Annotated in this window: 28 protein-coding genes; 16 read left to right on the forward strand and 12 right to left on the reverse strand. The window is 69.3% G+C overall.

Annotated elements, in window-relative coordinates; all coding sequences use genetic code 11:
- Positions 1 to 24: 24 nt before the first annotated feature.
- Entirely contained in the window at positions 25 to 582 is a 558-nt protein-coding gene (locus QMK30_RS21590; protein WP_502963193.1) for an MFS transporter, read from the reverse strand.
- Here QMK30_RS21590 and QMK30_RS38850 point away from each other — a divergent pair.
- Positions 563 to 658, forward strand: a complete 96-nt coding sequence (locus QMK30_RS38850; RefSeq protein ID WP_502963192.1) for a hypothetical protein — start codon at positions 563 to 565, stop codon at positions 656 to 658. The two genes, QMK30_RS21590 and QMK30_RS38850, sit on opposite strands and share 20 nt — an antisense overlap.
- Positions 643 to 816, forward strand: coding sequence for a hypothetical protein (locus QMK30_RS38855; RefSeq protein ID WP_502963194.1), 174 nt, complete (start codon positions 643 to 645; stop codon positions 814 to 816). Before QMK30_RS38850 ends, QMK30_RS38855 begins: the two co-directional genes overlap by 16 nt.
- On the opposite strand, the gene QMK30_RS21600 is transcribed toward QMK30_RS38855, so the two are convergent.
- The 6 genes from QMK30_RS21600 to QMK30_RS21625 all read right to left on the reverse strand — a co-directional run bounded on the left by QMK30_RS21600 (position 806) and on the right by QMK30_RS21625 (position 5,800).
- Complete coding sequence (locus QMK30_RS21600) at positions 806 to 1,324, reverse strand: hypothetical protein (protein ID WP_283519923.1); 519 nt, start codon at positions 1,322 to 1,324, stop codon at positions 806 to 808. The genes QMK30_RS38855 and QMK30_RS21600 overlap by 11 nt on opposite strands.
- Before the next feature lie 156 nt (positions 1,325 to 1,480).
- A complete protein-coding gene (locus QMK30_RS21605) occupies positions 1,481 to 2,248 on the reverse strand; it encodes a succinate dehydrogenase iron-sulfur subunit (RefSeq protein WP_283519924.1) in 768 nt (255 codons plus the stop codon).
- The gene (gene sdhA / locus QMK30_RS21610; RefSeq protein ID WP_283519925.1) at positions 2,248 to 4,002 is read right to left on the reverse strand and encodes a succinate dehydrogenase flavoprotein subunit; all 1,755 of its coding nucleotides are present in this window, start codon (positions 4,000 to 4,002) and stop codon (positions 2,248 to 2,250) included. The genes QMK30_RS21605 and sdhA overlap by 1 nt, the downstream gene beginning before the upstream one ends.
- 25 nt (positions 4,003 to 4,027) lie before the next feature.
- Entirely contained in the window at positions 4,028 to 4,507 is a 480-nt protein-coding gene (locus QMK30_RS21615) for a succinate dehydrogenase hydrophobic membrane anchor subunit (protein ID WP_283519926.1), read from the reverse strand.
- A gap of 5 nt (positions 4,508 to 4,512) precedes the next feature.
- Positions 4,513 to 4,893, reverse strand: coding sequence for a succinate dehydrogenase, cytochrome b556 subunit (gene sdhC, locus QMK30_RS21620; protein WP_078621033.1), 381 nt, complete (start codon positions 4,891 to 4,893; stop codon positions 4,513 to 4,515).
- A gap of 181 nt (positions 4,894 to 5,074) precedes the next feature.
- Complete coding sequence (locus tag QMK30_RS21625) at positions 5,075 to 5,800, reverse strand: 2-oxo-4-hydroxy-4-carboxy-5-ureidoimidazoline decarboxylase (RefSeq protein WP_349362103.1); 726 nt, start codon at positions 5,798 to 5,800, stop codon at positions 5,075 to 5,077.
- A 380-nt stretch (positions 5,801 to 6,180) separates the two neighbouring features.
- Between QMK30_RS21625 and QMK30_RS21630 the strand changes: the two genes are divergently transcribed.
- Together QMK30_RS21630 and QMK30_RS21635 are read left to right on the forward strand one after the other, a co-directional pair.
- The gene (locus tag QMK30_RS21630; RefSeq protein WP_283519927.1) at positions 6,181 to 6,855 is read left to right on the forward strand and encodes a DUF4328 domain-containing protein; all 675 of its coding nucleotides are present in this window, start codon (positions 6,181 to 6,183) and stop codon (positions 6,853 to 6,855) included.
- Between the two features lie 245 nt (positions 6,856 to 7,100).
- Entirely contained in the window at positions 7,101 to 7,688 is a 588-nt protein-coding gene (locus QMK30_RS21635; protein ID WP_283519928.1) for a hypothetical protein, read from the forward strand.
- A 10-nt stretch (positions 7,689 to 7,698) separates the two neighbouring features.
- Here QMK30_RS21635 and QMK30_RS21640 read toward each other — a convergent pair whose 3' ends face one another.
- Positions 7,699 to 8,196 carry a DUF1877 family protein gene (locus tag QMK30_RS21640; RefSeq protein ID WP_283519929.1) on the reverse strand — a complete coding sequence of 166 codons (498 nt, stop codon included), beginning with the start codon at positions 8,194 to 8,196 and terminating at the stop codon, positions 7,699 to 7,701.
- A gap of 382 nt (positions 8,197 to 8,578) precedes the next feature.
- Here QMK30_RS21640 and QMK30_RS21645 point away from each other — a divergent pair, with 382 nt between their 5' ends.
- The 3 genes from QMK30_RS21645 to QMK30_RS21655 all read left to right on the forward strand — a co-directional run bounded on the left by QMK30_RS21645 (position 8,579) and on the right by QMK30_RS21655 (position 10,620).
- On the forward strand, positions 8,579 to 8,863 hold the full coding sequence (locus tag QMK30_RS21645) for an FG-GAP repeat domain-containing protein (RefSeq protein WP_283519930.1): 285 nt from the start codon (positions 8,579 to 8,581) through the stop codon (positions 8,861 to 8,863).
- Between the two features lie 132 nt (positions 8,864 to 8,995).
- Positions 8,996 to 9,622, forward strand: coding sequence for an RNA polymerase sigma factor (locus QMK30_RS21650; protein ID WP_283519931.1), 627 nt, complete (start codon positions 8,996 to 8,998; stop codon positions 9,620 to 9,622).
- Positions 9,619 to 10,620 carry a hypothetical protein gene (locus QMK30_RS21655; RefSeq protein ID WP_283519932.1) on the forward strand — a complete coding sequence of 334 codons (1,002 nt, stop codon included), beginning with the start codon at positions 9,619 to 9,621 and terminating at the stop codon, positions 10,618 to 10,620. The genes QMK30_RS21650 and QMK30_RS21655 overlap by 4 nt, the downstream gene beginning before the upstream one ends.
- Positions 10,621 to 11,040: 420 nt before the next feature.
- Here QMK30_RS21655 and QMK30_RS21660 read toward each other — a convergent pair whose 3' ends face one another.
- Entirely contained in the window at positions 11,041 to 11,628 is a 588-nt protein-coding gene (locus QMK30_RS21660) for a TetR/AcrR family transcriptional regulator (RefSeq protein ID WP_283519933.1), read from the reverse strand.
- Positions 11,629 to 11,811: 183 nt separating this feature from the next.
- Between QMK30_RS21660 and QMK30_RS21665 the strand changes: the two genes are divergently transcribed.
- Positions 11,812 to 13,215 carry an MFS transporter gene (locus QMK30_RS21665; RefSeq protein WP_283519934.1) on the forward strand — a complete coding sequence of 468 codons (1,404 nt, stop codon included), beginning with the start codon at positions 11,812 to 11,814 and terminating at the stop codon, positions 13,213 to 13,215.
- Positions 13,216 to 13,341: 126 nt separating this feature from the next.
- Here the strand turns inward: QMK30_RS21665 and QMK30_RS21670 are convergent, their stop codons facing one another.
- Positions 13,342 to 13,731, reverse strand: a complete 390-nt coding sequence (locus QMK30_RS21670) for an ArsR/SmtB family transcription factor (RefSeq protein ID WP_283519935.1) — start codon at positions 13,729 to 13,731, stop codon at positions 13,342 to 13,344.
- A 97-nt stretch (positions 13,732 to 13,828) separates the two neighbouring features.
- Here QMK30_RS21670 and QMK30_RS21675 point away from each other — a divergent pair, with 97 nt between their 5' ends.
- The gene (locus tag QMK30_RS21675; protein WP_283519936.1) at positions 13,829 to 15,814 is read left to right on the forward strand and encodes a heavy metal translocating P-type ATPase; all 1,986 of its coding nucleotides are present in this window, start codon (positions 13,829 to 13,831) and stop codon (positions 15,812 to 15,814) included.
- Positions 15,815 to 16,002: 188 nt separating this feature from the next.
- Here QMK30_RS21675 and QMK30_RS21680 read toward each other — a convergent pair whose 3' ends face one another.
- Entirely contained in the window at positions 16,003 to 16,134 is a 132-nt protein-coding gene (locus QMK30_RS21680) for a hypothetical protein (RefSeq protein WP_283519978.1), read from the reverse strand.
- On the opposite strand from QMK30_RS21680, the gene QMK30_RS21685 reads away from it, so the two are divergent.
- The 3 genes from QMK30_RS21685 (at position 16,088) to QMK30_RS21695 (ending at position 18,184) form a co-directional block, all read left to right on the forward strand.
- Positions 16,088 to 16,426, forward strand: coding sequence for a DUF6153 family protein (locus QMK30_RS21685; RefSeq protein WP_283519975.1), 339 nt, complete (start codon positions 16,088 to 16,090; stop codon positions 16,424 to 16,426). The two genes, QMK30_RS21680 and QMK30_RS21685, sit on opposite strands and share 47 nt — an antisense overlap.
- A gap of 86 nt (positions 16,427 to 16,512) precedes the next feature.
- Complete coding sequence (locus QMK30_RS21690) at positions 16,513 to 17,145, forward strand: DUF305 domain-containing protein (protein ID WP_283519937.1); 633 nt, start codon at positions 16,513 to 16,515, stop codon at positions 17,143 to 17,145.
- Between the two features lie 268 nt (positions 17,146 to 17,413).
- Positions 17,414 to 18,184, forward strand: a complete 771-nt coding sequence (locus tag QMK30_RS21695) for a F510_1955 family glycosylhydrolase (RefSeq protein WP_283519938.1) — start codon at positions 17,414 to 17,416, stop codon at positions 18,182 to 18,184.
- Between the two features lie 245 nt (positions 18,185 to 18,429).
- Here QMK30_RS21695 and QMK30_RS21700 read toward each other — a convergent pair whose 3' ends face one another.
- A complete protein-coding gene (locus QMK30_RS21700) occupies positions 18,430 to 18,627 on the reverse strand; it encodes a hypothetical protein (RefSeq protein ID WP_283519939.1) in 198 nt (65 codons plus the stop codon).
- Between the two features lie 954 nt (positions 18,628 to 19,581).
- Here QMK30_RS21700 and QMK30_RS21705 point away from each other — a divergent pair.
- The 4 genes from QMK30_RS21705 (at position 19,582) to QMK30_RS21720 (ending at position 23,501) form a co-directional block, all read left to right on the forward strand.
- Positions 19,582 to 20,703 carry a PLP-dependent cysteine synthase family protein gene (locus QMK30_RS21705; RefSeq protein ID WP_283519940.1) on the forward strand — a complete coding sequence of 374 codons (1,122 nt, stop codon included), beginning with the start codon at positions 19,582 to 19,584 and terminating at the stop codon, positions 20,701 to 20,703.
- A complete protein-coding gene (locus QMK30_RS21710; RefSeq protein WP_283519941.1) occupies positions 20,700 to 22,004 on the forward strand; it encodes an MFS transporter in 1,305 nt (434 codons plus the stop codon). The genes QMK30_RS21705 and QMK30_RS21710 overlap by 4 nt, the downstream gene beginning before the upstream one ends.
- Positions 22,005 to 22,224: 220 nt before the next feature.
- Entirely contained in the window at positions 22,225 to 22,593 is a 369-nt protein-coding gene (locus QMK30_RS21715; RefSeq protein ID WP_283519942.1) for a BlaI/MecI/CopY family transcriptional regulator, read from the forward strand.
- On the forward strand, positions 22,590 to 23,501 hold the full coding sequence (locus QMK30_RS21720) for a M56 family metallopeptidase (protein WP_283519943.1): 912 nt from the start codon (positions 22,590 to 22,592) through the stop codon (positions 23,499 to 23,501). Before QMK30_RS21715 ends, QMK30_RS21720 begins: the two co-directional genes overlap by 4 nt.
- Positions 23,502 to 23,538: the final 37 nt, after the last annotated feature.

Consider the following 23,538-nt stretch of genomic DNA (forward strand, 5'->3'; position numbering starts at 1 on the left):
TAGGCCCATCCACTGACATCCGGATCACACGGTCACCACGGCCCCACCTCTGGAGCCATTGAACCGCCGAACCCCCGGCACCGCCGCCGTCCCCACGCAGGCCACGCCGACCAGCACGGCGGAGATGCCGAGCGGAACACCGGGACCCCAGACGGAGGCCGCGAGCAGCGCCGGCGGCAGGGCGTAGACGGCGAGCCCCAGATTGGCGACCAGGACGGGCCTGCGGGGGCGGGCGCGCTCCGCGAGCAGCGCCCCGGCCAGCAGCCCGACGGCGCCGACCTGGAGCATGGCGACCCAGCCGCCCATCTCCCGGACGGCGATGGCGGGTCCGAGGGTGGTCAGGACGGCCGCCGAACCGTTCCAGGCGGCGTGCGCGACCAGGCTCGTCCCATACCAGTCGCGGCTGCGCACCTCGCCCCAGCCCTCCTTGAGGTCCTCGAACAGCGAGCGCCGGGGGATCGGCACATGGGTTACCCGGGTGGCGGCGAGCAGCGCGGCACCGACGGCGAAGCTCACCCCGTCGAGCACGAAGGCCCCGTCCGACCTCGCCGCCGCCCTGGACCTGGCCCCCGCGTTCGTCACCGGCCGCCTGGACGCCCTGGAGCGCCGGGGTCTCGTCCGCCGTACACCGACCGCCGCCGGGTGGACGTGGAGCTGACGGAGCCGGGCCGGGCGGCCTGGGTGGGCGCGATGGATGTCGTCGGCAACGAGGAACAGCGCCTGCTCGGCGTCCTGTCGGAGGCCGAGCGCGGCCAGCTCAACGGCCTGCTCCGCCGCGTCATGCTGGTCGCGGAGGAGAACGGCGTCACACGCTGAGCGAGCGGGCGTAGTTGACCTGTCCCATGACCTGGTGGATGGACTGGGGCCCGAACGCCGGGAGCATGGCGGAGTGCTGCCGGCCGCCGCTGACCACCGTGACGTGGATGTACCCCGTCGTCTGCTTCTCCTTCATCAGCAGGAAGAGCAGCCCGAGCAGGCAGGCGAAGGAGAAGACGACGGCCAGCACGATCGCGACCGTCGGGATCTTCTCCTCGGTGCGTGACATGTCGGTGACCGTCCACATCGCGCCCTTGAGCGGCATCGTGCCCGACGGCGTCACGATCGAGTCGGACATCACCGTGATGTCGCCGATCGCCGTCAGCGGTACGCCGTACCCGGGCGGCCCGCCGTACGGCACCGGCAGCCCGGGGAACGGCTGCTGCTGCTGCGCGGAGGGGTGGCCCGGCGTGTAGTTCGGGTATCCGTAGCCGGGATAGGGCCCCCACTGGTAGTCGCCGTTCGGGTCCCCGTCCGCCGTGTACGGGTTGGGAATCTGGTCGCTCATGTTTGCCCGCGCTCCCCTCGCCGCCTGAACCGCACCCACCTCGCGCCGCCCCGCACTCGGCGTCACGGCACTGCACGCGATTCTGGCACAAAAAGGCCCCGCCGCCCGGACGAACCGGATGGCGGGGCCCTCGTACCCGTACGACTGCGGGAGCGGTCAGAAGCGACGCGTGATCAGCGCGCGCTTGACCTCCTGGATCGCCTTGGTGATCTCGATGCCACGCGGGCACGCGTCGGTGCAGTTGAACGTCGTGCGGCAACGCCACACGCCGTCCTTGTCGTTGAGGATCTCAAGACGCTGCTCGCCGCCCTCGTCGCGCGAGTCGAAGATGAAGCGGTGCGCGTTGACGATCGCCGCCGGGCCGAAGTACTGCCCGTCGTTCCAGAACACCGGGCACGAGGACGTGCACGCGGCGCACAGGATGCACTTGGTCGTGTCGTCGAACCGCTCGCGGTCCTCCGCGCTCTGCAGACGCTCACGCGTCGGCTCGTTGCCCTTCGTGATCAGGAACGGCATCACGTCGCGGAACGCCTGGAAGAACGGGTCCATGTCGACCACGAGGTCCTTGAGGACCGTGAGGCCCTTGATGGCCTCGACCGTGATCGGCTTGTGCGGGTTGATGTCCTTGATCAGCGTCTTGCAGGCGAGCCTGTTCTTGCCGTTGATCCGCATCGCGTCGGATCCGCAGATGCCGTGCGCGCACGAGCGGCGGAAGGTCAGCGTGCCGTCGACATCCCACTTGATCTTGTGCAGCGCGTCGAGGACCCGCTCCTTGGGGTCGATCTCGATCTCGAAGTCCTGCCACTCGAAGTCCGCGGAGACCTCGGGGTTGAAGCGGCGGATCCGGAAAGTGACCGTGATGTACGGAGAGGTGGACGAGGCGGGCTTCGCGTCGTCGACCTTGTCCAGGGTCGGGGTAGCCATCAGTACTTACGCTCCATCGGCTGGTAGCGGGTCTGGACAACCGGCTTGTAGTCGAGCCGGATCGACTCGGTGCCGTCGTCGCCGACCTCGCGGTACGCCATGGTGTGGCGCATGAAGTTGACGTCGTCGCGGTTCGGGAAGTCCTCGCGGTAGTGACCGCCGCGGGACTCCTTGCGCGCGAGCGCGGACACGGCCATGACCTCGGCCAGGTCGAGCAGGTTGCCCAGCTCGACGGCTTCCAGCAGGTCCGTGTTGAACCGGCGGCCCTTGTCCTGGATGGAGATGTTGCGGTAGCGGGCGCGCAGCTCGCCGAGCTTCTCCACCGCGGTCTTGATCGTCTGCTCGGTGCGGAACACCATCACATTGGCGTCCATGCACTCCTGCATCTCCTTGCGGAGAACGGCGACGCGCTCGGTGCCGGTGGAGTTGCGCAGGTGCTCGATCTGGGCGACGACGAGCGACGCCGGGTCCTCCGGCAGGTCGACGTAGTCGGCCGTCGCGCTGTACTCGGCGGCGGCGATGCCCGCCCGCTTGCCGAAGACGTTGATGTCCAGCAGCGAGTTCGTACCCAGCCGGTTGGCGCCGTGCACCGAGACGCACGCGACCTCGCCGGCCGCGTAAAGGCCCGGCACGACGGTGGTGTTGTCCGAGAGCACCTCGCCCTGGACGTTGGTCGGGATGCCGCCCATGGCGTAGTGCGCGGTGGGCTGGATCGGGATCGGGTCCGTGTACGGCTCGATGCCCAGGTACGTACGCGCGAACTCCGTGATGTCCGGGAGCTTGGCGTCCAGCTGCTCCGGCGGCAGGTGGGTGAGGTCCAGGAAGACGTGGTCGCCCTCGGGACCGCAGCCGCGGCCCTCGCGGATCTCCGTGTAGATGGAGCGCGAGACGACGTCACGCGACGCGAGGTCCTTCATGACCGGCGCGTACTTCTCCATGAAGCGCTCGCCGTCCTTGTTGCGGAGGATGCCGCCCTCACCGCGGGCGCCCTCCGTCAGCAGGATGCCCATGCGCCAGATGCCCGTCGGGTGGAACTGGAAGAACTCCATGTCCTCCAGCGGCAGCCCACGGCGGTACGCCGCGGCCTGGCCGTCACCGGTCAGGGTGTGCGCGTTCGACGTCACCTTGAAGAACTTGCCGGTGCCGCCGGAGGCGAAGATGATCGCCTTCGCCTGGAAGATGTGGATCTCGCCGGTCGCCAGCTCGTAGGCCACGACACCGGACGCCTTCTTGACCCCGTCGACCTCCTGCATCAGCAGGTCCAGGACGTAGAACTCGTTGTAGAACTCCACGCCCTCCTTGACGCAGTTCTGGTACAGCGTCTGGAGGATCATGTGACCGGTGCGGTCCGAGGCGTAACAGGACCGGCGGACCGGGGCCTCACCGTGGTTGCGGGAGTGACCGCCGAAGCGCCGCTGGTCGATGGTGCCTTCCGGCGTGCGGTTGAACGGCAGGCCCATCTTCTCCAGGTCGAGGACCGAGTCGATGGCCTCCTTCGCCAGGATCTCGGCGGCGTCCTGGTCGACCAGGTAGTCGCCGCCCTTGATCGTGTCGAAGGTGTGCCACTCCCAGTTGTCCTCCTCCACGTTCGCGAGCGCGGCGGCCATGCCGCCCTGCGCGGCGCCTGTGTGGGACCTGGTGGGGTACAGCTTCGTCAGAACGGCCGTGCGGCTGCGCTTCGTCGACTCGATGGCCGCGCGCATGCCCGCGCCACCGGCGCCGACGATGACGGTGTCGTACTTGTGGATCTTCATGGGTGGATTACCTCAGCCCCGGGGCCTAGCGGATGTTCGGGTCGAAGGTGAAGATCACCAGCGTGCCCAGAAGGACGGTGAACACCGTGGCGGTGTACAGCAGCATCTTCAGCCAGAAGCGGGTGCCCGGCCGTTCCGCGTAGTCGTTGATGACGGTGCGCAGGCCGTTGCCGCCGTGCAGCATGGCGAGCCACAGCATGACGAGGTCCCAGGCCTGCCAGAACGGCGAGGCCCAGCGGCCCGCCACGAAGGCGAAGCCGATCTTGGACACGCCGCCGTCCAGCACGAGCTGGATCAGCAGGTGACCGATGACCAGGACTACCAGCACGACGCCGGACAGGCGCATGAACAGCCACGCGTACAGCTCGAAGTTGCTACGGGTGGACTTCGGCGTCTTCTTGGTGCGCACGCGGGGCGCCTCGATGAGAGGCGCCGGGTTGTCCACGTCGTACAGGCTCGCGCCCTCGACGGGTCCCACGGCGGACGAAGTGGTCTCAGCGGACATTTGCCTCAGCTCCCGAAGACTTCGCGTACGGCGTGGCCGAGGACGGGGTACAGCGCGCCGACCATCAGGACGATCCAGATGCCCATCACGGTCCAGAGCATCTGCTTCTGGTAGCGCGGGCCCTTGGACCAGAAGTCCACGGCGATGACCCGCAGGCCATTGAGCGCGTGGAACAGGATGGCGGCGACGAGGCCGTACTCGAGCAGAGCTACGAGAGGGGTCTTGTAGGTGGCCACGACATCGTCATACGCCTCGGGAGAGACGCGGACGAGAGCGGTGTCGAGGACGTGTACGAACAGGAAGAAGAAAATGAGGACGCCGGTGACTCGATGAGCCACCCAGGACCACATACCTTCCCGGCCGCGATACAGCGTTCCAGCCGGCACGGAAAAACCCTCCGGGAGCGGGGATTGGGGCCATGCCGGCTTCGATGTCGGTCTGGCCCGGCCGGGTACGGTCCACCGGCCCTGGCCATCGTAGCGACGACTTGTCGGTTCGTTCGCGCCGGGTCCACAGGTGTGATCAAAGTGGCAATCAAACAGCCTCGGACGGGCTATCGAGGCGGTCCTAGTGGCCCATATTGCAGGAGGAAACGGGAGAATCGCCCACTTCCTGATGATTGGCTACGAGATGGGCGAGCCGCCCGCGTGCCAGCCTGCGCAGTTCGTCGGCGGCGACGGACCGCTCCTCGTCCGGTTCGTTGCCCAGCCGGGACCGGATTCCCGCCAGCACCTGGTTCAGATGCTCCTCGGGGCGGAGCCCGTCCAGCGAGATGACGAAGGCGTGGCCGAAGCTGGACTCGTACGCCGCATGGGCGGCGCGCAGCGCGGTCTGCGCGCTGGCGGGGGCGCCCTCACGCAGCCCGGCGGAGGACTCGTCGGCCAGCGCGTCGCCGATCTCGTCCACGGAGAGGTCGTACGCCGCCTCGTCGGCCGCGGCGAGCAGCGATTCGAGATCGGGGTACGGGCGGTGCGCGACCAGCCGCCGCGCCCAGCGGCGACTGCCGCAGCAGGCGAGCAGCGCGGCTTCGGCGGCGCCGACGGGCGCGCCGTTGAAGTGGTCGAGCCCGGCGGCGGTGGCCTCACGGCTCTGGTGCGGCAGGGACGGACGGGCCGCGGCGCGGTGTTCGGGGTGGAGTGTCGGCAGGCGCTTCGGAGGGCCGGCGTGGAATTCGCTGGACAGCGTGAGCTCCTCGAAATGTGACCGACGAGAACCGACGAGAGGGGTGGGGCGGATGAGTCGTAACGCTATCGGCGCTCCGAGAGCACCGCGCCAAGGATGAATGAATTTCACCCGGACGGGAGAGTTCCGGCACGCATAGTGGACGTTTTTGGTGTCGCGGCGCGGCGCCGGCAGGTCGCACCTGCCGCCCGGTGAACCATCCACGGCGGCCTGACCTGCTGTTTTTGATGGACGGGCGGGGCTGGGCAGCGTATCTTCCCCAGGCGGCCGGGCAGGAGTGGCCGTGAGCTTTACGGCGCTTCTGGGGAGGGGCGCCTCCGTCGTACTGGGGGGTCCGCTCAGCCATGCTGTGCACCAATTGTCAGCTGAACACCGCCACCAGAAGCGGTGAGTCCTGCGACCGGTGTGTCGCCGCCGGCCACGCTTCACCACCGCCACGCACGCGTGCGACGGCAATGCCCGGGGCCGCGTCCGGTTCCGCCGCCGGGCCAGTGACTGTCCCGCGTTCGCCGGTCGGGCTCTCGTACGCCGTCGTGGCCCTGCTGGGCACCGTGATCGTGACCGATGTGTTCTCGATCCTCGTCTCGCTCCGGGTGCGGAGCCTGATGGACGACGTCATCTCGGGGAACTTCGTCAGTGACGCGGCGCTGGACGGCGTCGACTCCCTGCGCCGCGTCTCGATGCCGCTCTTCTACGTCACGGCGGTCGCGTGCGCCGTCGTCTTCGTCGTCTGGTTCTTCCGGGTGCGGCGCAACGCCGGGATCTTCGCGCCCGACCTCCAGCGCAGAGGGGCAGGCTGGGCGATCGGCGCATGGTTCATCCCGATCGGCAACCTGTGGCTCCCGCGCGGGATCGCCGCCGACATCCTGGCGGCGAGCAGGCAGGACCCGTACGGACTCGGGCGGTCGAAGGGCGAGTCGGGCACCGTGCTCGACGCGTGGTGGACGATGTGGGTCGTGTCGTTGCTCTTCAACAGGTGGTTCTCGGTGGGGCACGGCCGTGCCGAGACCGCGGCCGGGCTCAGGGCCGCCGCCGACATGGTCATCATCGGCGACCTGATCAACATCACCGCCGCCGTGTTCGCGATCCTCTTCGTGCGCATGCTGACGCGCATGCAGCAGTTCAAGGCCGCGCCCCTGCCGGCGGAACGTCCCGTACTCAACTGATTCTGCCCCGGGCCGGCTTCCCGGGGGCGGAATGCGACGGGCAGTGTGAAGTCGAACACGCGGGGGAGTGGGGAAACGGCTGGGTCTGCAACCGGCTGGGTCTGCGACTGGCTGGGTCGGTAACCGGCCGGGTCGGTAACCGGAAGGGGGGCATCCGGCCCGGACTGTGACGTAATCAAGCCACATTACGCAGTCGGAGATGAAGGCCCGCACGGCGCGGGCCTCGCTGTGCTGAAGGAGTCTTCGTGAGCCTGGTGGAATTGATCGGCCGTGCCGATGACCGGAGCCTGGCCGCGAGCGCCGTCGCGTGCCTGGACCGCTGCCTGCCCCTGCTGGAGTACGTCGACGGGGCGGACCGCCTCGGCCTCGACACGGACCTGGCGCTGCGGCCCCTGTGGTCCGCCGTCGAGGGCGACGACGCATGGCTGGGGCGGCTGCGCAGGGTCGCCGCCGTCGTGGAGCGCGTCGCCGGGCACGCCCCCGGCGAACTGGCCGGATTTGCCCGGCGGATGGCCGCCGCTGTCCCCGCCGCGTACACCGGGCCCGAGCTGCGCGCCTGGGCCGAGGAGAGCTCGACCGCGGTGCTCGAAGTCCATCTGCGGCTGGACGGGGCGGCGGAACTCGGCGACGGGGTGCGCGCGAAGGCGTACCTGAGCGGCGAGACCGACGGCATCACCCCGCTCACGGCGGGCGAACTGCGCCGCCAGACGGAGCTGCTGGAAATGCTCGCGGACGACTCGGGCTGCGGCCTCAGCAACGCCCTGCGGCTGTCGAACGAGGGCAAGCGGGTGCTGCGCGCGGCGGCCTCGCGCCGGGCGCGCAGCCAGGGCTGACCCGAGGTTGTCAGACCAGCAGCCACTTCACGACCGCACGACCCTCGTCCGAGGTCCGTGTGTAGAAGGCGGTGAGCCGCTGGTGGACCAGCGTGAAGTGGCTCCGCAGCTCCGCCTCGGTGAAGAGCAGCCCGTGCGGCGCCATCAGGTCCTCGCACGCGGCGGACCACAGCGTCTCGAACGACACGGCGCCGAGGTACGCGGCTGCCGCCGACACCTGCGCGGGGATGAGGACGACGAACGGCGGCAGGCCCTCACCGGGTAAGGGCACCGGCCGGCCGCCGAGCACGAGCAGGGTCTCGGGGGCGCTGGTGGCCGGGGGGTGCCGGGCGCCCACGTACAGCCGGTGCACATCGAGGTAGTCCTCGGCCAGAACGGTTTCCGTCTCCGCCTCGCACCTGGAGCGGACCACTTTCCAGTCGTCCGCGAAGAAGGTCCGCAGTCGGTCGGGATCGGTGCTCAGTTCGGACGATGACACCGAACGCAGATGGAAATAGGGGTTGGTCATGACTGCCTCCGGCGGGCTGGGGCGGTTCGGCCGGGGACCGGTCTGCGGGTGTGTGGCTCGTGCGGGCTCAAATGACCCACCTTTCCTGGGAGTTCACCTGCGGCGCGCCTCTCGCAGAGGTGGCCTGCTTAACCCAGCGCACCGCGGCCTTGAAACGTCACACATGGGGCCGGGGAACGGCGGCAGGTGAAATATCGCCGCTCGTTCTCTGCTCGTTCCCCCCTCGTATCCCCGTGGACCTGCGGTCGTTTATCCCTACTGTTTCTCCGGCCCCAGTTGTAAGATTCGGATCACTACGGGGTTGGTTTGCCGCGTCGCCCATCGGGCGGCCATTGCCGCGAGCCCTGCGACCCCGTTCCGAAATCAGGTCCCTGGGGGGATTTTGTCTGCCGACGTCCTCGCCCGCACCTCGGGCGGCACGCTGTACCTGTATGCCGGTACGGGCAACTCCGCCTCGCCCTTCAAGGCGCGGAAGTCGATCGGCACGGGCTGGAAGCGGTACACCAGACTGGCCGCCCCGGGTGACATCAACGGCGACGGCCGCGCGGACCTCCTCGCCGCCAACTCCGCCGGTGAGCTTTCCAGTTACTACTCCAAGGGCACGGGGCAGTTCACGGCGAAGGTCAAGCTCGGTACCGGCTGGAACACCTACCGCGAGCTGCACTGACACCGACCGGCAGAAGTGCCGGTGGCCGTGTCCGGCTCCCCGTCCTCGATCCGGGGGCGGGGAGCCGCTCCCGCTCGGGGGAACCGGGCGGGTGCACGGCGACCGGTGCGACGTCAGTACGAAGAGGGAAGCGTGGGCAGGGGCGGGGAGCGGCGTCGTACACAGGTGTACGACGTGGAGCTGGGCGCCGCCGTGGAGCGGGCCCAGCAGGGGGACGAGGGCGGGTTCGCCGCGGCGTACCGGATGGTGCATCCGGGGCTGCTCGGGTACGTACGGGGGCTGGTGGGGGAGGACGCCGAGGACGTGGCGTCGGAGTCATGGCTGGAGATCGCCCGGGACCTGGGGAGGTTCCGCGGCGACTGTGCGGGATTCCGCGGCTGGACGGCGACGATCGCCCGGCACCGGGCGCTCGACCATCTGCGCAAGCAGCGGCGCAGGCCTCGTACCGTGCTGATGGAGCACGACGTACTGGAGTTGCCGGGCAGGCAGGACACCGCGGGCGAGGCGCTCGAAGCGCTGTCGACCGACCGGGCGCTGGCGATGATCGCCACCCTGCCGCGCGAGCAGGCGGAGGCGGTACTGCTGCGGGTCGTCGTCGGCCTCGACGGCCCCGCGACGGCCCGGGTGCTGGGCAAGCGTGGAGGGTCCGTACGCACGTCGGCACACCGTGGACTCAGAAGACTGGCCGAGAAGTTGTCCGCGGACCGGGTGGCTGCTGTGACATGTACGGCGTCGCGCACGCTGAAGGATGAGACATGAGACGCCAGCGGAAACGAGAAGCAGCGCAGGAGCGGGTGACGCCCGAGGTCGAGGCGTTGCTGGCCGCTGTACGACGTCCTCCCGGCGCGGGTGCCGAGGCAGCGGCCGAGGCGGCGCTCGTCGCCTTCCGCGCGGCGCGCGACGCCGGTGCGCACGCCGCCCCCTCGGGGCGCTGGTGGCGGAGGCGCCGCCGGGACGACTGGCGGCCTTCCGGGCGGCCCGGGGCGCTGCCCCTGAAGGTGGTGCTCGGCTCGCTCGCCGCGACGGTGACGCTGGGCGGAGTGGCGCTGGCCGCCGGGACGGGGGCGATCCCGGTGCCGTTCGGCATCAGCGGCGGCCCCGACGACGACCGGCCCGGCGGCAGCCCGTCCAGCAGCGCGCCCGTGACACCCGGGGAGCAGCCGGGGAACCCGGAGGATCCTGCGACGCGGCGGCCTCAGGCCGGGGGCGACCCCACGCCCGCGAGGTCCGCGCGGCCCTCCGGGAGCGGTGAGGACAAGCGCAGGGCCGAGGACAAGGCGGTCTGCCGCTCGTATCTGGCGGCCGGTGGCGACGGGCGCGAGCGCAAGGCGTTCGAGCGGCTCGAAGCGGCTGAGGGTGGCAGGAAGGGCGCGAGGGCGTACTGCGAGCAGGTGGTGAAGCGGGGCGAGCAGGGCGGGCAGCGGGACCAGGCGGGCAAGAAGCCCCCGAAGGCGTCAAAGCCCGCGAAGTCTCCGAAGCCGTCCAAGACCCCGAAGGCGTCCAAGACCCCTAAGGCCAAGGGGACGGGGACGGGGACGGGGACGGGGACGGGGACGGGGAAGAGCGATGCCAAGGCCAAGGACAAGGCGAAGGACAAAGCCGAGGACAAGGCCGGGCACAAGGGCGAAGCACAAGGTGAAAGAGAAGGGCAAGGGCAAGGCGAGAGAGAAGGCGAAAAACAAGGCAAAAGACAAGGCGAAAGAAAAGCACCAGAAGAAGGGGCGTGGCGGATCCCGCAAGGGATGAATGCCCGCTGACGCCGAAAGACGACCGGGGTCGCCACCCCTGGTCGTAGTGCGCCATAAAGGGCCTCTGAACAGGCATTTTGTCTTCCTGGCGCAGGTTCTCACTTACTGCCTAGATCGGCCTTCATCTGGGTGTTTCTGACTGTTCCTGAGCGCTGTTGGTCATGCGTTGGTCACGCGTCCATCCCGCGGGGTCGGCCCTGCGGGCTGCATGCCAGCGGTCGGTGTCTCTTTGATGGGGCTGCCCGCACGGAGGCCAAGCGATACGCGATCACAATGTGATGGAGTTCGGCTTCAGTGTATGAATTCCACCACGTCGCTGATCTCGGGAAGTGACATTCCGGAATGCGGTTGGTGATGCCGGGCGCGCTTACACCTGGCCTCTGGGCGGACGGTGCGAGACCGTCCCGCTGGTAGCGGAGCGGGTCCTCGCTACCCGCCCATGGTTCTCAATGCCGCGAGGGTGGTTGCCGTCAAGGTGTCGGGGGCTGCTGCGGTGGTCATCCGTCCTGCCTGGACTTCGCCCGCAGCGGCGTGCATTAGCTGGTAGACGACTGTGACCAGCCAGTCCGCCGGAAGGTCCTTGCGGATCGAACCTTCTTGCTGGCCGCTCAGAATCAGGTCGCGTACGGGGCGGAGAATGTATTCATGCCGGTCGCGGATGACGTCCGGTGGCAGAGTCGCCGCGGCGGCCGCGAAGGCCGAGAAGTTCCGGTCGAGGACCTGCCAGGACGAGCGCATCAGCCGCGCCAGTGCCTCGTCGGCCGGCCCGACGTCACCCGCCTCCGCGTGGAGAGCGTCTACGGCTTCCGCGACAGAGCGCTCCAGTGCCGCTTCGAGGAGGCTCTCGCGCGTCGGGAAGTGGGAGTAGAGCGTCACCCGACTCACTCCCGCCGCTCGTGCGATGGCCGCCATGCTCGCCTGCGGGTCCACGAGCAGGCACTCCAGTCCCGCGTCGAGGATCGCGGTCGCGTTGCGCTCTGCGTCCGCCCTTCGGCGTGGCGAGCTCTCGTCTGTCATGGGCCCCTCCCAGTGAAGTGGTCGTCGGCGTCAAACTTAACAGTGCTGTTCACATTCGTCCGTGCGCCGCGTACCTTATCCCTGACAGCGCCGTAAAGTTTAGGGAGTCTTTCTGTGGAGCCTCGCCACGCCTCACCGGCACACCAGCACGGTCACCACCTACCGAAGGGGGCGCCGCCGCCCGTGCAAAGGCATCGCTGGTGGGTGCTCACTCTGCTCTGCCTCGCACAGTTCATGCTGATCGCTGACGTGACGGTGGTGAACGTCGCGCTGCCCACCATTGGTGCTGAACTCGCCCTCTCCGGCTCGGCGCTGACGTGGATCGTCACCGCGTACACACTGTTCTTCGGCAGCCTCCTGCTCCTGGGCGGGCGCCTTGCCGACGCCATCGGCAAACTCCGTATGTACGTCATCGGGCTGTCCCTCTTCACCGCCGCCTCCCTTGCCTCGGGCTTTGCCGCCAGCGGCCCGGCGCTGATCACCGCACGATCCGTCCAGGGTGTCGGAGCTGCTCTCCTGTCCCCGGCTGCGATGGCTCTGGTCACTGTCCTGTTCGACGGCCCCGCCCGGCATAAAGCTTTGGGTGTCTGGGCGGCGATCGGTGGTGCGGGCGCCGCCGCAGGGGTGATGCTCGGCGGCGTACTGGTGTCCGGACCCGGCTGGGCATGGATCTTCTTCATCAACATCCCCGTGGGCCTGCTCGCCCTCATCGCGGTACCGGCACTGCTCGGCCGGATGCGCCTCGCGGCCGCTCCAACTCCCTCCCGTGCACGTCTGGACCTGTTGGGCGCCCTCGCTCTGACCGCGGCCCCTGCCCTCCTGATCTACGGCCTCGTGCAGTCTCGCGACGAAGGCTTCAACGCCGCCCACGTATGGCTTCCCCTGGCCGGCGCGGCTGTCTTCACCTTCATATTCTTCGCTGTGGAACGCCGCGTCATGGTGCCGCTCGTACGCTTGGAAGTTCTCGCCCGGCGCAGCCTGCTCGGTGGCGCGCTGGTGATGCTGGCTGCGAGCGGCCTGCTCATCTCCGCCTTCTTCCTCAACTCCTTCTACGTCCAGCACATTCTCGGCGAAAGCGCCCTCACCGCCGGACTGGCCTTCCTGCCCGTCGCCGTGGCCGTCACGCTGGGCGCCCACCTCGGCGGGGCGGCGGTCGGCCGCATCGGCTGGCGCCTCACCGCACTGGCGGGGTTCGCCCTCGCGGCGCTGGGCGCACTCCTCCTCACCGGCCTCTCGGCCGACAGCGGGCTGTGGACGGGTCTCGCTCCGGGTTTCTCTCTCATGTCCTTCGGCCTCGGCGCCACGTTCGTCTGCGCCACCACCGCAGCTATAAACGGCCTGGAGCACCAAGATGCCGGTCTGGCCTCCGGCCTCGTCAGCACCGCACACGAACTCGGTGCCGCTCTCGGAGTGGCCGTCATCGCGATGATCGCGGGCGCCAGCCTGGAGGGGGCGGCTGAACTGAGCGGCTTCTCCGCCGCCTTCACGGCATCGGCTGTCATCGCCTTCGCCGCGGGGATCACCGGCTGGCTCCTTCTTCCCGCAGGCCGGCCGGATCTCTCGCAGGGCCGCGTCATGGCGCACTGAACCGGCGAACGCGGGGACGTCGCGGGCCGGGCAACGGTACGGGCTGTTCCTCCGGGTGCCGTGGCGTCGCAGGCGGTGCGGGTCGCGCGCACGTTGGGGGTTCGGTTGAGTTCGGAGAAGCCGTTTTCAGGCCCTCGTGGGCGATCCTGCCTCTTCTTCTGCCGGAGCGTCACTCAGGCCCAGGCGCAGGTGTTCGACGTGGAAGAGGGCCTGGTCGAGGAGTTCGGCGACGTGGTGGTCGTAGAGGGCGTAGACAATCGAGCGGCCGTGCCGTTCGCCGGTGACCAGGCCGAGGTTGCGCAGGAGGCGCAGCTGATGGGAGCAGGCGGAGGCTTCCATGTCGACGGCTTCGGCGAGGTCGCCGACCGCGCAGGGCCCCTCGTGGAGGCGGGCGAGGATGCGCAACCGTGAGGGTGTGGCGAGGGCCTGAAGTGTCGCCGCGACTTCGGCGGTGCCCACGGCGTCGAGGCGTTCACGTGTGGTGGCGGCGTTCTTCTTGTCGGCTCCGTGACCCATGGAGACATCCTAGCGATGACATGTGAAGAGCTCTTCAGGTGTTCTTGTATGGTGGTGGTGTGTTGCCGTCTTCCCGCCCGCGAAGGGTCGCTCTTTCATGCCTTCTGTCTTGCTCCGGCGTCCCGAACGGCCTGCGTTGGCCGGTGAGGGGGCGGCGCCGCGTCGGCGTACACGGGTCCTCGCGCTTGCCGAGGCCCGCTGGGCCGGCGCGGCCCTGCTGCTGTTCCTGATCGCTTTGCCACTCCAGTTCGCCGGCGCCCCCGCATGGACATGGGGGCCGCTGTACGCGGCTGCGTACGTCACCGGCGGTTGGGAACCGGCCTGGGCGGGGCTCCAGGCGCTGCGGGAGAAGACCCTGGATGTGGACCTGCTGATGATCGTGGCGGCTGTCGGAGCCGCGTCGATCGGGCAGGTGATGGACGGCGCGTTGCTGATCGTCATCTTCGCGACCTCGGGTGCTCTGGAGGCGTTCGCCACAGCCCGGACGCAGGATGCGGTCCGGGGACTGCTCGACCTTGCCCCCACTACCGCCACCCGCGTGTCCGACGACGGCCATGAGGAGACGGTTCGCAGCGCCGACCTCGCGGTCGGCGACACCGTCCTCGTCCGCCCCGGTGAGCGAGTGGGCGCCGACGGCCGCGTACTGCACGGCGCCAGTGACGTCGACCAGGCCACCATCACCGGTGAAGCGCTGCCGGTGGCGAAGGAGACGGGGGACGAGGTCTTCGCGGGAACCCTGAACGGCAGCGGTGCCCTGCGGATCAAGGTGGAACGGGACGCCTCGGATTCCGTCATCGCCCGCATCGTGGTCATGGTCGAGGAAGCCTCCGAGACGAAGGCGCCCACGCAGCTCTTCATCGAGAAGATCGAGCAGCGGTACAGCCTCGGCATGGTCGCCGCCACCCTGGCCGTCTTCACCGTCCCGCTGGTATTCGGGGCCGATCTGGAGGGCTCCCTGCTGCGGGCGATGACTTTCATGATCGTCGCCTCTCCGTGCGCGGTGGTCCTGGCTACCATGCCGCCGCTGCTGTCGGCCATCGCCAATGCCGGACGTCACGGCGTGCTGGTGAAGTCCGCGGTGGTGATGGAGCGGCTCGGTCAGATCGACGCGGTCGCCCTGGACAAGACCGGCACCCTGACCGAGGGCACCCCACGCGTCACCGACGTCCTCGCGCTGTACGGCAGTGGCCTCGACGACGACGGCCTGCTCGCCCTGGCCGCGGCCGCCGAGCATCCCAGCGATCATCCCTTGGCGCGGGCTGTCGTCGACGCAGCCCGAGAGCGCCGTATCCCCCTTGTGGCAGCGGACGATTTCACCTCAGCCCCCGGCATCGGAGTGCGCGCCACCATCGGATCGGCCCGGATCGCCGTCGGCGCGCCGGCGCGACTCCTGGGCGCCACCGATGCCACAGGGGCCGCGGTCGTGGCGGCAGAACTGGAGAGCGGAGGGCGGACCGCGGTGATCGTCCAGCAGGACGGCATCCCCGTAGGCGTGCTCGGCATCGCCGACCGACTGCGGTCCGACGCGGCCACGACCGTCACCGCGCTGAGCGCGCTGAGCGGCAGGACTCCGGTGCTGCTGACCGGCGACAATCCGAGGGCCGCCGCGCGCCTCGCCGCCGAGGTCGGTATCAGCGACATCCGTGCCGGGCTCATGCCGCAGGACAAGGTCGCCGCGGTACGGGACATGGCCGCCGCCGGGCGACGGGTGCTGGTCGTCGGCGACGGCATCAACGACGCTCCAGCACTGGCCGCCGCCCACACGGGTATCGCTATGGGCCGGGCGGGCTCAGACCTTGCCCTGGAGACAGCCGACGCTGTCATCGTCCGCGACGAACTGGCCACGATCCCCGCCGTCATCGCACTGTCCCGCGCGGCAAGACGCTTGGTGGTGCAGAACCTCGTCATTGCCGGCGTCTTCATCTCTGGGCTGGTGATCTGGGACCTGGCCGGGCACCTTCCCCTGCCGCTGGGCGTCCTGGGTCACGAGGGATCCACCGTCATCGTCGGTCTGAACGGCCTGCGCCTGCTGCGCGACGCCGCCTGGAACCGTGCCACCGACCCGGACAGGAGGCATGCGTGAACCGCCGTACCAAGAAGCCCGCTTCCGCCGCGGGAACGTCGCGGCCCACGGTGACTGTCTGCCGTGGCTGTTGCGGCACCCGGGCCAAGGTTCCCCGCCTGGATCACGCAGGGCACCTCGTCTGTTTGCCTGTCCGTGATGCGCGAGCCCGCGGGCCTCCGGGAGGCCGATTAGGATGCGGGTATGAGTCAGCAGGCGTGGTGCGCGGCCCGGCCCGGTGGGGTGCGGCTGTATGCCCTGCTCGTGCTGGCCGTGCTCGCGGGGCTGGTGGCCATGCACGGCTTGGGGCCAGTAGTCACCTTGTCCTCGTCCTCCGCCATGTCTGTGGATCGTCATACGGTCACGGCCGCTGCCCCGTCACACGCAGGCGCAGCCGGATGCGAGGACTGCGCCCATGCCGGTCACGAGGGTGGTGACGCCGGCGGGCATACCGAGCACGCCGACGCCACATGTGCCGCCAGCGGCACGAGCGGAGGACCCGCACTGCCAGCCCTGGCTCCAGCCGGGCTGATTACGTACCCCGCTGTGGCCGTGCCGGCCCCTCTTCATGAGGCAAGGGTCGGTGGCCGGGCACCTCCCTCATTGAGCGAACTGCAACTCCTGCGCATATAGGCGGCTCCGGCGTGCCGGCCTCCTTGCGTCGGTGATGCCCTTCAGAGCCATGCCTGATTGAGCGCACACACAGGAGTTGCATCACCATGACCGCACACCGTTCCATGACCCGCCGCGCAGCCGCTGTGGCAGCCGCGGCCTCCGCTGCCGTCGTGCTCGCCGCCTGTGGCGGGGGAAGCGACAGCTCCGCAGGCCACGACGGCCACGAGAAGACCTCCTCGCCCACGGCGTCCGCTTCTGCCGAGCGTGGCGCGCAGAACGCCGCCGATGTGGCCTTCGCGAAGGGGATGATCCCGCACCACAGGCAGGCCGTTGAGATGGCCGAGCTGGCGGAGACTCGGGCCCGGTCCTCCGACGTCAAGGAGTTGGCAGCAGAGGTCAAGAAGGCTCAGGATCCTGAGATCAAGACCCTCTCGGAGTGGCTGACCTCCTGGGGTGAGGAAGTCCCTAAGGAAGGCGGGAGCAGCGAGCACTCCGGGCACTCCATGTCCGGGATGATGACGCCCGAGGACATGGACAAGCTGGAGAAGGCTTCCGGCAAGGCGTTCGACACCGCGTTCCTCGAAATGATGATCAAGCATCACGAAGGTGCGGTGGAGATGGCGAAGACCGAGCAGTCCGACGGTGCCCACCAGCCCGCCAAGGACATGGCCGGCGACATCGTCACCTCTCAGAGTTCTGAGATCACGCGCATGAACAAGCTGCTCGGCACGAGCTGACCGCACGAGCCGCAACCGCGGGGGCGGCCCACCGGCCGCCCCCGCCCCCCGACCGGGTGCTTATACCGCGTCCGGTGATCAGCTTCCTCCGCGACCAGCTTGGACTTCCTCCGTGATCACACGTTCCTTTGTGCTGCCTCCGCGCCACCGGCGGCGGGCAGCCGCAGCCCTCATAGCCTGTTGCGCGCTCCTGCTGGGCTCGTGCAGTTCGGCTGACAGCAGCTCCACCGCTGAGGAGACTGCCTCGCTCGACCCAGGGACGGGGCACTTGCACGGGTTGGGCGTCGACCCGGCCGACGGCGCCGTCTACGCCGCTGGGCACCTGGGCGTCTTCCGCCTGACCGGGGCCGAAGCAGTCCGCGTCGCCGACCGCTACCAGGACACCATGGGCTTCACCGTCACGGGTCCAGGCACGTTTCTGGCCAGCGGCCACCCCTCACCCACCGACCGCACTGCGGCATCCCCTCACCTGGGCCTGATCCGCAGCACCGACGCCGCTCGCACCTGGAGGACCGTGTCCGCCGAAGGCGAGGCCGACTTCCACGCCCTGCAGCGAGCGGGTGGCACCCTTTACGGCTTCGACAGCCAGACCTCGCAGGTATGGGCCAGCACAAACGAAGGACGCACCTGGGACCGCCGCGCTCGCCTGCCCGCGAGCGACCTGGCCGCCCATGCAGATGCGCCTCAGGAGATATGGGCAACCACTCCGGACGGCCCTGTGATCAGCAGTGACGGAGGCCGCACCTTCCGTCCCGTTTCCCGGGCCCCGGATCTCGCCGCAATTGAACGACCGGCTCCCGACACCCTCGTGGCTCTTGGAGCGGACGGGACGATCCTGAACAGCCGTGACGGCCGCGCCTGGAAAGCGCGGGGCCGCCTGCCTCTCTCGCAGGAAGCGAAACCCACCGTCCTGACGGCCGTGAGCCCCACGCACCTGCTGGCCGCCGACTCGGGCGACACGGTCTACGAGTCGCAGAACGGCGGCCGGAGTTGGCGGGTGCTGCACCGCCCCACCGGCCAGTCCGGTGATATCCACTAGCCGGGACGCCGCGCCGTACGTCTGGTGTGACGTACGTCCCACCTCTCTTCTGCCTTCCGCGGAGCGCGCTCCGGGTAGGCCGTGGTCAGCGCGTCACCTGCGCTGTCGCGGAAGTGCGCGTCCAGACGCAGCCGCACGTGCGAGCGCTGTTCGCAGCCGGACGGCGAAGAGACGGCAGGACGAGCGGCTAGGATCACAGCATGGTTACGGCCTGGTCGTCTCCCGGTGTGTCCCGGACCCGCTCGTCAGCGGGTCCGCTGCGCATGCTGTGGGTGGCTGTCACGCTGTTCGCCTTCGTCTACGCGCACGGTGTGAGTCCAGAAGCGGTCAGCGGCCATCTGGACGCCGGCGCGACTGCGCCCGCTGCGGCCGCCGTTCACGGCCAGGCGGTCGAGAGCGGGCCGGCTGATCACCACGGTGGTGGGCATCACGGCCCGTCTCATGCGGCTGCACAGTGCGTACCTGGTCAGCCTCAGCAGACACCGGCTCTGGATGCCCCGAGCGTCTGTGCCCTGGTCCCGGCAGACGCTCCGCCATTGCCGCGGAACGCTCCGGTCGCCTTCGGTGATGTCGCGGCGGCCAAACAATTGCCGAGCACGTCGATAAGGGCCACAGTCCTGCAGATCTAGCGCCCGGCGACTTTCCCCGGCCTTCCACGCCTTCCCGTGTGACGTGACATCGGGCAGCCCTATACCCGGCTGCAGGCGTGATGCGGCCGGGCGTCGCCGTTTCCTTCCTTGCTCCGACGCGCCGCGGCGTGTCGCAAGGCAGGTTTTTGCGACGTTGCCCTGCCCTGGACCGTCCCGCCCGCCGCTGCGCTGCCCTTGTGGTGCGCGACGGCCGTCTGCGGAGGAACTGTGCTCTCGCCATCGCGTATTCGTCGCCGTCCCCTTCTCGTCCCTGTGCATCACCGACTCCTGGCCCTGCTCCTGACCAGCCTGCTCCTGAGCGTGCTCCGCTGTGCGCTGCCGCTCCACGAGTCCGAAGCTCACGGCACGCCCCCCGTGGTCTCATCCGCCCAGCAGGACATTGAGCAACCGCCACAAGCTGCCGGGCCCGTTGGCTCCTCCTGCTCGCCGACCGGTAGCGACAATGCCGTGGCCGGAGAGCAGCGGACACGTACGCCGGCATCCGCCGCCACTGCGCCCGAAGCGACAACGGCCTGCTCGGTGACACCTGACACCAGCGCCTGGCTTGCACAGGCGGCGGCCCCGAAGGCCGGCTCCGGCCGCTCAATTCTGTGCTCCCTGTGCCGGTGGCGGAGGTAGGCCGGTCCTTCCCGCCGCAGCATGACGCGGCCGTCGCTCCGCCCCTGGGACCTGGTCACGGTCCGGGCCAAGCGACGTGCGAGAGATCAGCACCCGACGCGCCGTTCACCGACTGATGAGAGCCGACTGATGCACTCTCCGAACACCACCCACCTCGCCAAGCCCGGCCACGCCGCCTTGTCCGGTCTGGTCGGCAACACACCGCTCCTGCACGTCAGTGAGCCCTTCGCTCCTGCCGGACGGGGATTCTGGGCAAAGCTGGAAGGCTTCAACCCCGGCGGCATAAAGGACCGCCCCGGTCTGCACATGGTCGAACGCGCCCGCGCCCGCGGTGATCTGAAGCCCGGGGCCCGGATCATCGAGTCCACCAGCGGTACCCTCGGCCTCGGCCTTGCCCTGGCCGGGATGGTCTACGGCCACCCGGTCACCCTGGTCACCGACCCGGGCCTGGAGATGTCCATGACCCGCCTGCTGACCGCGTACGGCGCCCAGGTCAACGTCGTCTCCGAAGCCCATCCCACCGGCGGCTGGCAGCAGGCCCGGCGTGACCGCGTCACCCAACTGATCGGGCAGCACCCGGATTCCTGGTGCCCGGACCAGTACAACAACCCCGACAACACCACCGCGTACACCCCGTTGGCCCTGGAACTGGCCACCGAACTCGGCCACATCGACGTGCTGGTGTGCAGTGTCGGCACCGGCGGTCACTCGGCCGGGGTCTCGCGGGTCCTGCAGCAGCTCTACCCCGACCTGAAGCTCGTCGGCGTGGACACCGTCGGCTCCACCATCTTCGGCCAGCCCGCCCGCACACGCCTGATGCGCGGCCTCGGATCGAGCATCTATCCCCGCAACGTCGCCTATGACAACTTCTCCGAGGTCCACTGGGTCGCCCCTGCCGAGGCGGTGTGGTCCTGCCGGCAGCTGGCCGCCTCCCACTACGCCACCGGCGGGTGGAGCGTCGGCGCGGTCGGCCTGGTCGCCGGATGGCTCGCCCGCACGATGCCCGCGGACACGCGAATCGCGGCGATCTTCCCCGACGGGCCGCAGCGCTATCTCGGCACGGTGTACGACGACGACTACTGCGCCGCCCACGGCCTGCTCGACTTCCCGCCCGCGTCCGAACCGGAGGTGATCGGCCGCCTGGACGAGAAGGAGGTCAACCGCTGGACCCGGTGCACGAGTGTGGTCGACCCGCTGTCCCTCACCGCCGATGAGACGCGCGCCGAGACCGACGTGGAGGAGGGCCGGTGAAGGGCACCATCGCGCAGGTCCGCACGTACGAGCGCAGCGTCCAGCTGTTGATGGTCAACCAGTTCACCATCAACCTCGGCTTCTACATGCTGATGCCGTACCTGGCCACGCACTTGGCCGGGCCTCTCGGTCTCGCCGGATGGCTCGTCGGCCTCATCCTCGGCGTACGGAACTTCAGCCAGCAGGGCATGTTCCTGGTAGGCGGGACGCTGGCCGACCGGTTCGGCTACAAGCCAATGATCATCGCAGGGATGGCGCTGCGCATCGTCGGCTTCGCGACCCTCGGGCTCGTCGACTCCGTGCCCGCGCTGATCGCCGCGTCCGCCGCGACGGGCCTGGCCGGCGCACTGTTCAACCCGGCCACTCGCGCCTACCTCGCCGCTGACGCGGGGGAACGCCGGGTGGAGGCGTTCGCGCTGTTCAACGTCTTCTACCAGGCCGGAATCCTGCTCGGCCCGCTGGTAGGCATGATGCTGACCGGCATCGACTTCCGCATCACCTGCCTGACCGCGGCCGGTATCTTCGCAGTCCTGAGCATCGTGCAGATCCGGGCCCTGCCGGCGCGCCGATCCGACGACACCAAGGTGCAGGCCGACGGCCGCCGGGAGAGTGTGCTGTCGCAGTGGCGCGGCATCCTGGCCAACCGGCCGTTCCTGCTGTTCTCACTCGCCATGGTCGGCTCGTACGTCATGACCTTCCAGGTCTACCTCGCGCTGCCGCTGGAAGTGCGACGCCTGGGCGGCGAGGGCCAGTTCGGAACCGCGGCGGTGGCGCTGCTGTTCGCCGTGTCGGGGCTCAGCACCATCCTCGGCCAGACCAGGGTGACCGCCTGGTGCAAGGCCCGCATGGAGCCCGGACAGGCGCTCGTCCGGGGCCTGCTGGTCATGGGAGCCGCGTTCGTACCGCTGCTGCTCGCCACCGCCATGCCCGTACCGGACGGCGGGATCGGGCTGTGGCTACTCGCGGCGGTGCCGCCGGCGCTGTCGGCGCTGCTGCTCGCCCTGGGCACGATGATCGCCTACCCGTTCGAGATGGACACCATCGTCCGTCTCTCCGGCAACCGCCTCGTCGCCACGCACTACGGCCTGTACAACACCATCTGCGGCGTCGGCATCACCCTCGGCAACCTCCTCACCGGAGCCGCACTGGACGCGGCCCGCACCGCCGGAGTGTCCGCACTGCCGTGGATCGCGCTGCTCCTGCTGGGCCTTGCCTGCGCCGCCGCCGTGTACGGGCTGCACCGCACCGGCCGCCTGGCACCTCCGGTACCCGCTGCACAGCCTGAACCGGCCGCAGCCTGACTCGACCGGCCCCACGGGTGCGGGGGCAGGTGCCCAGGACCGCCCGCCCCCGCGCCCGGCGTGGCGTAAACAGGACGAGCAACGGCGCAACGACCGCGCCCGGCGTACGGCCCCCGTGGGGTGGATGCGGCGACTGTTGTCGACCAAAATCCACGCAAGAGGCGACGCACACAGCGGCCTACTATGGTCCGCGTACTCTGCGGCGGAAGAAAGAAGGGCCATGCGTCGGCTGGGCCATCTCGAAGCGGAGATCATGGACCGTCTTTGGACCTGGAAGCGTCCCGCGACAGTCCGCGATGTTGTGGACGACATCAATAAGGACCGGCCCGTTGCCTACAGCACGGTGATGACGGTCACCAATATCCTCCACGGCAAGGGCTGGCTGCTTCGAGACAAGCAAGGTCGCGCCTGGCACTACACCCCGGTTCGCAGCCGTGAGGAGTACGCGGCCGCCCTCATGGAAGACGGTCTGGGAACCAGCAAGGACCGCCCGGCCGCCCTGATCCACTTCGTCGAGAACATGTCCGAGGACGAGGTGGCCGCATTGCGCAAAGCCCTGAAGACCATGGGACAGCAGGCCAAGCAGTGAACGCGGCCCCCGCCTTGATCGGATACATGGCCACTGTGGGGGTAGTCGCCCCACGGCTGATACTGCGAAGCAGCTGGCCACACCGGGCACCCGCGCTGGCGGCGGTCGTATGGCAGGCGCTGGCCCTCTCGTTCGCCATCTCGGCGGCACTCACCGCGTACCACCTCGCCACGCCGACCGAGCACCTCCACACCGGTCTCCTGGGTCTACTGCACGCGTGCGGACTGCACGCGAACGTCGCAAGGCCCGATCCGGGTATGGCGCAGCAGTTGGCAGTTGCCCTGCCAGGGACGGTCATGCTTGCTCTGATCGGCAGCTTCGCCTTACATGTGCTACGAGCACGAAGCGCACGCGCCCGGCATCGTGACGCCTTGGACCTGGTGGGCCGGCACTCGGAGCACCTGCACGCCACGGTGCTCGCCTACGACGCTCCCGCCGCGTACTGCCTCCCTGGGTGGCGATCGAGGATCGTCGTCAGTGATGCGGCGGTGGAATTGCTGTCGTCCGAGCAGCTCGATGCCGTGCTGGAGCACGAGCGCGCCCATGTCGCCGGGCGCCACCACCTGGTGCTGGCCGCGGCGGAGGCGTTCGCGTCGGTGTTCCGGTGGGTGCCGCTGGCACGTCACATCAAGGAGCAGACGGCGCTTCTGCTGGAGATGATCGCGGACGACCGCGCCCTGCGCACGCACTCGCATGCTGTGTTCGCCACCGCGATGTACGAGATGGCAGCGGCCACCACTCCACGGGGCGCGTTCGCGATCGGCGGCCACACCGCCCTCGTTCGCCTGCGGCGCGTTCTCGGACCGCGCCGCGCGCCCCACCCTGTCCTCCGGGGAGCGGCTGCGGCTGCCGCCGTCATCGCACCGGTGCTTCCCCTGCTCCTCGCCTGTCCGCCGAGCCTGGGTTGACGGCGTACACGAGGTGGAATGCGGCGCTTTGTAAAGC

The organism is Streptomyces sp. H27-C3, from assembly GCF_030063415.1.
Taxonomy (GTDB): Bacteria; Actinomycetota; Actinomycetes; order Streptomycetales; family Streptomycetaceae; genus Streptomyces.